Origin of the sequence: Streptomyces pathocidini (assembly GCF_001418495.1) — a bacterium.
GTDB classification, from domain to species: domain Bacteria; phylum Actinomycetota; class Actinomycetes; order Streptomycetales; family Streptomycetaceae; genus Streptomyces; species Streptomyces pathocidini.
In genome coordinates this window covers 1-6,798 of the sequence record NZ_LIQY01000379.1, presented here as the reverse complement: position 1 = coordinate 6,798, position 6,798 = coordinate 1, and the positions used below count along the sequence as shown (strand labels likewise).

Below are 6,798 nucleotides of genomic sequence, written 5' to 3'. Positions count from 1 at the left end.
GCGGGGCCATCAGCACGCGCGCGATGCGGCGCCGACCGGCCTGCGGCAGCAGGCGTACGGCGACGGCGCAGCCCACGGCTGCCAGGCAGAGCGCGTAGAGGGCGACGACCCAACCGGCGGCCGGGCGGCCCGCGTTGAGGCCGTGCAGCAGGGCCGCGCACCACGCCGGGTAGGCCAGGGCATGCAGCGCCCGCCAGCTTCCCGCGGCCTGCCCCGGGACGGCGAAGGCGCTGCGGGCGGCGCCGGTGGCGCCCGCGACGACCAAGAGGTACGCGGCGAGCGTGCCCAGCCCGATGAGCCCGGCCGAGCCGCGTACGCCGAGGCCGAACGGCACCAGGGCGCCGGCCGGGCTCACATGCCCCGCCGCGACCTTGAGCGTGACGTGGAGGAGCAGGAAGCCGAGGGACCCGGTCCCCAGGGCCCGGTGCACGCCCTGGGCGAGCAGCCGGTGCCGGGGTTCGAGCAGGACGCGGTGGGTGGCTATCAGGCCCCAGACGACCGCGGCGGTCAGGGACACCAGGGCCAGGACGCCGCCGGTGTGGTCGAGGGCCGCACGGAGCGCGTCACCGGACGCGAGGGCCAGGGCCGGTATGAGAACCACGGCGCCGGCCGTCGCAACAAGGCGAGCCGGCCGTGGCAGGGCGGGCGGAGTCCGAACTTTCCGGTGGGGGTTGAGACCGAGCTTGCGATGAGGGTGCATGCGGACAACTCCAGTGGTGCGGGGACAGGGGTCCCGGATCCGCACCGCATGCTAAATGGCCTGTGGAAGATCATCGTGGCTGTTTCGTTATTTGCCCGAGTGTCAATTGGTGACAGCGCTTGCACCCGGATCACTGGCCCAGGGGCGGAGTTCCGGCTCTTTATGGGCCCGCCGGTGGCTCTGCGCGGCCGAAGGTGCCGCTGCGGTACCCTGAGCCCATGCGTGCCGTACGCCTTCTGCTTAGCGGGCCGCGCTGATCAGTCCCGCCAGGTGGGAAAACACCTGACGGAATCGGCGCGGCGTCCCCTCCTGTGCGAGGGGTCTTTTCGTTTATGGGGCACGGCCGTTCACGGCCGCGGCCCTTTCAGAAACCGCCGCAGAGACGACCGATGGAGCTTTGAGGACGATGAGCGAGACCCATTCCGCCTCCGCCGCCGAGGTGGCCGCCCCGCACCGCTACACGGCTGCGATGGCCGCCGACATCGAGGCACGCTGGCAGGACTTCTGGGACGCCGAGGGCACCTACGCGGCGCCCAACCCGAGCGGGGACCTGGCGGGGGACCCCGCGCGCGTGGCCCTGCCCAAAAAGTTCATCATGGACATGTTCCCGTACCCCTCGGGTGCCGGCCTGCACGTCGGCCACCCGCTGGGCTACATCGCCACCGACGTCTACGCGCGCTTCGCCCGCATGACCGGCCACAACGTCCTGCACACGCTGGGCTTCGACGCCTTCGGCCTGCCTGCCGAGCAGTACGCGGTGCAGACCGGCACCCACCCGCGCGTGAGCACCGAGGCCAACATCCGCAACATGAAGGCCCAGCTGCGCCGCCTGGGCCTGGGCCACGACCAGCGCCGGTCCTTCGCCACGATCGACCCGGACTACTACCGCTGGACCCAGTGGATCTTCCTGCAGATCTTCAACTCCTGGTACGACGACACCGCGAAGCGGGCCCGGCCGATCGGCGAGCTGGTGGCCCAGTTCGAGAGCGGGGAGCGCGCGACGCCCGACGGGCGCCCCTGGGGCGCGCTGAGCACCGCCGAACGCGCCGACGTCCTGGGCGGGTTCCGCCTGGCGTACGCCTCCGACGCCCCCGTCAACTGGTGCCCGGGCCTGGGCACGGTCCTGGCCAACGAGGAGGTCACGGCCGAGGGCCGCTCCGAGCGTGGCAACTTCCCCGTCTTCAAGGCCAAGTTGCGCCAGTGGAACATGCGGATCACCGCGTACGCGGACCGGCTGCTGGACGACCTGGACGCGCTGGACTGGCCCGAGGCCATCAAGCTGCAGCAGCGCAACTGGATCGGCCGCAGCGAGGGCGTCCGCATCGACTTCCCCGTCCACAAGGCCGGTGACGGGGACGCCTCGATCACCGTCTTCACGACCCGTCAGGACACCCTGTTCGGCGCCACGTACATGGTCCTGGCGCCCGAGCACGAGCTGGTCGACGCGATCGTCCCCGCGGCCTGGCCCGAGGGCACGCACGCGGTGTGGACCGGCGGGTACGCCACCCCGGCCGAGGCGGTGGCCGAGTACCGCAAGCAGGCCGCGGCCAAGTCCGACGTCGAGCGGCAGACCGAGGCCAAGGACAAGACCGGCGTCTTCACGGGCGCGTACGCGACCAACCCGGTCAGCGGCGAGCGAGTCCCGGTCTTCATCGCCGACTACGTCCTGGCCGGCTACGGCACCGGCGCGGTCATGGCCGTCCCGGCGCACGACGCCCGCGACTTCGCCTTCGCGCGCGTCTTCGAGCTGCCGATGCGCTGCGTCGTGGAGCCCAGTGACGGGCGCGGGAGCGATCCGACTACGTGGGAGGACGCGTTCGGCTCCTACGATGCGAAGATCGTGAACTCCACGGGCGAGGGCGTCTCCCTGGACGGCTTGGGCGTCGTCGACGCCAAGGTCAGGATGACCGAGTGGCTGGCCGCCCGTGGCATCGGCGAGGGCACCGTCAACTTCCGGCTGCGCGACTGGCTGTTCAGCCGCCAGCGCTACTGGGGCGAGCCGTTCCCCATCGTCTACGACGAGGACGGCATCGCCCACGCGCTGCCCGAGTCGATGCTGCCCCTGGAGCTGCCCGAGGTTGACGACTACTCGCCGCGCACCTTCGACCCGAACGACGCGGACACCCAGCCGGAGACCCCGCTGTCCCGCAACGAGGACTGGGTCAACGTCGAGCTGGACCTGGGCGACGGCCGCGGCACGCGCCGGTTCCGCCGTGAGACCAACACCATGCCCAACTGGGCGGGTTCGTGCTGGTACGAGCTGCGCTACCTGGACCCGCACAACTCCGGGAAGCCGGTCGACCCGGAGATCGAGCGCTACTGGATGGGCCCGCGCGACGGGCAGCCCCACGGCGGCGTCGACCTGTACGTGGGCGGCGCCGAGCACGCCGTACTGCACCTGCTGTACGCCCGGTTCTGGTCCAAGGTGCTGTTCGACCTGGGCCACGTCTCCTCGGCCGAACCGTTCCACAAGCTGTTCAACCAGGGCATGATCCAGGCCTATGTCTACCGGGACAGCCGCGGCATCGCCGTACCGGCCGCCGAGGTGGAGGAGCGCGACGGCGCGTACTACCACCAGGGCGAGAAGGTCTCCCGGCTGCTGGGCAAGATGGGCAAGTCCCTGAAGAACGCGGTGACTCCGGACGAGATCTGCGCCGAGTATGGGGCCGACACCCTGCGGCTGTACGAGATGGCGATGGGCCCGCTGGACGTCTCCCGCCCCTGGGACACGCGCGCGGTGGTCGGCCAGTACCGGCTGCTGCAGCGGCTGTGGCGCAACATCGTGGACGAGGACACGGGCGCCGTGACGGTCACCGACGCCGAGCCGGACGAGGACACCCTGCGTGCCCTGCACAAGGCGATCGACGGGGTCACCGGCGACATGGCCGGGCTGCGCTTCAACACCGCCATCGCCAAGGTCACCGAGGTGAACAACCACCTGACCAAGACGGGCGGACCCGTCCCCCGGTCCGTGGCGGAGCGGCTGGTGCTGCTGGCGGCCCCGCTGGCCCCGCACATCGCCGAGGAGCTGTGGCACCGGCTGGGCCACCCGTCCTCGGTCGTCCACCAGGACTTCCCGGTCGCCGACCCGGCCTACCTGGTCGACGAGACGGTGACCTGCGTCGTCCAGATCAAGGGCAAGGTCAGGGCGCGCCTGGAGGTGCCGCCTTCGATCTCCGACGAGGAGCTGGAGGCGCTGGCCCTGGGCGACGAGACCGTGCGCGGGGCGCTGGGCGGGGCGGGCATCCGCAAGGTCATCGTGCGGGCGCCGAAGCTGGTCAACATCGTCCCGGCATAGCCGGCCCCCGGCCTTCGCCCAAGGCCGGGGACTTCCCCTACGGGCCGGTTGGGGGTTCCGCTGGAACTCTCGACCGGCCTCGGGCGTTTAGGGTGGAGACACGGCCTGGTCCTCGGTGAAGGAGCGCTCATGGAAGCCGCGATGCTCATCCTCGCGCTGCTGTTCCTGGCTCTTGTGGTGCTCGGTGCGTACGCCACGGTGAAGGCGGTGGGAGCGGCGAAGCGCGGCGTGGACCGCACGGTCGCCCAGGCGCGGCGCACGGTCGAGGACACCGCGCTCAAGGCCCGGCAGCTCGCCCAGCCGGGCGTGCTGGGCCAGGTCGCCGAGGTGCGGCTCTCGCTGCGCACCTCTATGAGAGCCACCCAGGACGCGCTGCACGCGGCCCCGTCCGAGGACGCCTCGCTGTCGGAGGCGCTGGCCCTCTTCGAGCGGCTGAGTGCCCACGGGCGCGAACTGGACGCCGAACTGCGGCAGCTGGAGCAGGAACCGGACCGGGCCAGGACCGCGGCCCGCCTTCCCGAACTGCGCGAGCGCACCCTGCGGATCACCGGTCACGCGGACGAGCTGCGCTGGGCCGCCCAGGACCGTGCCCGGCGGTTCGCCGACGACGACCTGGCGGCGCTGGGCACCCAGATCGAGGTCGAGACGGGCGCACTCCGGCACTGGACTGCCGGACCGGAGGCCGGCGCCGGCGCGCGTACGGAGCGCGAGGCCGCCGCGGCCACCCCGCCGCCGTCCTCCTGGCCGGACGTGTCCCGGCCGGACGCCCCGGCCCAGGAGCCTCCGCCCGCGATCACCGCGAAGGACCCCCGGCAGCGCATCGCGTACCCCTGGGAGAAGACGACCCGGCGGCCGGAGAGCACGACCTGAGCCGCGGGGGCCCAAGTCGCGTGGCCCGGCAGGCGGTTGGACGGTAGTGGGGCGGGGAGTCGGACGGCGGCGGAGCGGACGGCGTCCGAGCGGCGGGTGTGGGCCCGCACTGTCGGGTCCGGGCGTCCCCGGATAACCTCCAAGTCATGTCCCCCCATGTCGCCATCGTCACCGATTCCACGGCCTACCTGCCCCAGGGGGCCATGGAGCGGCATGGCATCACCGCGGTGCCGCTGACCGTGGTGCTCGGGGACCAGGCGCTGGAGGAGGGCACCGAGGTATCGGCCCGTTCGGTCGCGCAGGCGCTGCAGCGCCGCACGCCGGTGACGACCTCCCGGCCCAGTCCCGCGATGTTCGCTGCCGCTTACCGGGCCGCGGCCGGGGCGGGCGCGGACGGGATCGTCTCGCTGCACCTGTCCGCGGAGATGTCCGGCACGTACGACGCCGCGGTCCTCGCGGCGCGCGAGGCGCCCGTTCCGGTGCGGGTCGTGGACACCGGAATGGTGGCCATGGCGCTGGGCTTCTGCGCGCTGGCGGCAGCGGAGACCGCCGAGTCGGGGGGCACGTTGGACGAGGCCGTGGTGGCCGCCGAGAAGCGCGCCGAGGCCACCTCCGCGTACTTCTACGTCGACACCCTCGACTATCTGCGCCGCGGCGGCCGCATTGGCGCGGCGCAGGCCCTGCTCGGCTCGGCGCTCGCCGTGAAGCCGCTGCTCCAGCTGGACGGCGGGCGCATCGAACTGCTGGAGAAGGTCCGTACGGCGTCCAGGGCCATCGCGCGGCTCGAGGAGCTCGTGGTCGAGCGGGCGGGTTCGAGCCCGGTCGACATCGCGGTCCACCACCTGGCCGCGGCGGAGCGCGCCGAGCAGTTGGCGACGCGGCTGCGGGCGCGGGTTCCGGGGCTGGGGGAGCTGCACGTGAGCGAGGTCGGGGCGGTGATCGGCGCGCACACCGGGCCGGGGCTGCTGGGGGCGGTGCTGTCGCCGAAGGGCTGACGGGTTCTGGGCGTTCTGTGTGCTCTGAGGACTCTGTGTGCTCTGGCGGGGGCGGCCGGGTTGCCGTTGAGGACGGCTGGGGTCGCTGTGGGTGACGGAGTTTTCCACAACTGGGCGGTTGTCCACAGAAATTGAGGCTGATCGGCGGGGTTCGCGGATCGCGTCTACCGTCGACGCCATGAATCTTCGAACACGCAGAGTGATTGGTGGTACGAGTGGTCCCGGACGTCCGCCGGGGTCCGACCAGCGAGCCCGGCGCCGCCACGGGCCGCGCCATGCGGGCGGCCGACGACGGCGCGATACCCGAACTGCCCGCGTACGGGACGGGGTTGGGGTGGCAGGCGTGGGAGCCGACCCCGGCGTGGCGGCGCTGCGCGCCAGGGCGGAGGCCCTGTTCACGCCTCCTGCGCCTTCACCGGGCGGGAAGGTGCTGGAGCCGCGGCAGGCGGCTGGGGGAGAGCCGGTCGAGGAGGACCGTGACAGGCGGCGGGCGGACAAGGCGCGGGAAGGGGGATGGGAGGCGGACGCTCCTCCGGCCGAGCCGCTGACGCCCTCCCTCTCCCGCCGCGAGCGGTGGTTGCTCGCGGTGCGGGAACGGCTGCCGGTGTGGCTGCAGTTGAGGTGCGGGGTCGAGCCGCGGGCGGTGGTGGCGCTGGCCGCGGTGCTGGTGCTTGCCGGAGGATTCGCCGCGTACCACTTCTGGGCTGGCCGCCCACAGACCGTGCGCGCACCGTCGGCCGAACCACCCCCGGCACCGGCGAGCGCGCCCGCGCGCGGCTCCCCTGGGGCGCTGCCCGGCGCTCCGGCGGCGAGCGGTACGGGCCGCCGGGTGGTGGTGGACGTGGTCGGGAAGGTCCGCGAGCCCGGGATCTACCGGCTCGCCCAGGGCGCGCGGGTCGCCGACGCGATCGAGGCGGCGGGCGGCGCGCGCGCCC

The 6,798-nt window shown here is 72.8% G+C and carries 5 protein-coding genes; 4 read left to right on the top strand and 1 reads right to left on the bottom strand.

Going from position 1 to position 6,798, the window contains the following annotated elements; translation table 11 throughout:
• Window positions 1-700: ferric reductase-like transmembrane domain-containing protein (locus tag AOK16_RS17970; protein WP_478072290.1), on the bottom strand; the 700-nt coding region annotated here is incomplete at its 3' end.
• 406 nt (window positions 701-1,106) lie between these two features.
• Here AOK16_RS17970 and leuS point away from each other — a divergent pair.
• The 4 genes from leuS to AOK16_RS17950 form a co-directional block, all read left to right on the top strand.
• Window positions 1,107-3,998 carry a leucine--tRNA ligase gene (leuS, locus tag AOK16_RS17965; protein ID WP_055473255.1) on the top strand — a complete coding sequence of 964 codons (2,892 nt, stop codon included), beginning with the start codon at window positions 1,107-1,109 and terminating at the stop codon, window positions 3,996-3,998.
• A 129-nt stretch (window positions 3,999-4,127) separates the two neighbouring features.
• Window positions 4,128-4,868, top strand: a complete 741-nt coding sequence (locus AOK16_RS17960; RefSeq protein ID WP_055473254.1) for a hypothetical protein — start codon at window positions 4,128-4,130, stop codon at window positions 4,866-4,868.
• Between the two features lie 146 nt (window positions 4,869-5,014).
• Window positions 5,015-5,863, top strand: coding sequence for a DegV family protein (locus AOK16_RS17955; RefSeq protein ID WP_055473253.1), 849 nt, complete (start codon window positions 5,015-5,017; stop codon window positions 5,861-5,863).
• A gap of 343 nt (window positions 5,864-6,206) precedes the next feature.
• Window positions 6,207-6,798 (top strand): SLBB domain-containing protein (locus tag AOK16_RS17950; protein WP_240483628.1); only part of this gene is annotated, 592 nt, incomplete at its 3' end.

Bases quoted from the DNA above. Each gene is read 5' to 3' on its own strand.
- leuS (WP_055473255.1), top strand. From the start codon at position 1,107: ATGAGCGAGACCCATTCCGCCTCCGCCGCCGAGGTGGCCGCCCCGCAC.
- AOK16_RS17960 (WP_055473254.1), top strand. From the start codon at position 4,128: ATGGAAGCCGCGATGCTCATCCTCGCGCTGCTGTTCCTGGCTCTTGTG.
- AOK16_RS17955 (WP_055473253.1), top strand. From the start codon at position 5,015: ATGTCCCCCCATGTCGCCATCGTCACCGATTCCACGGCCTACCTGCCC.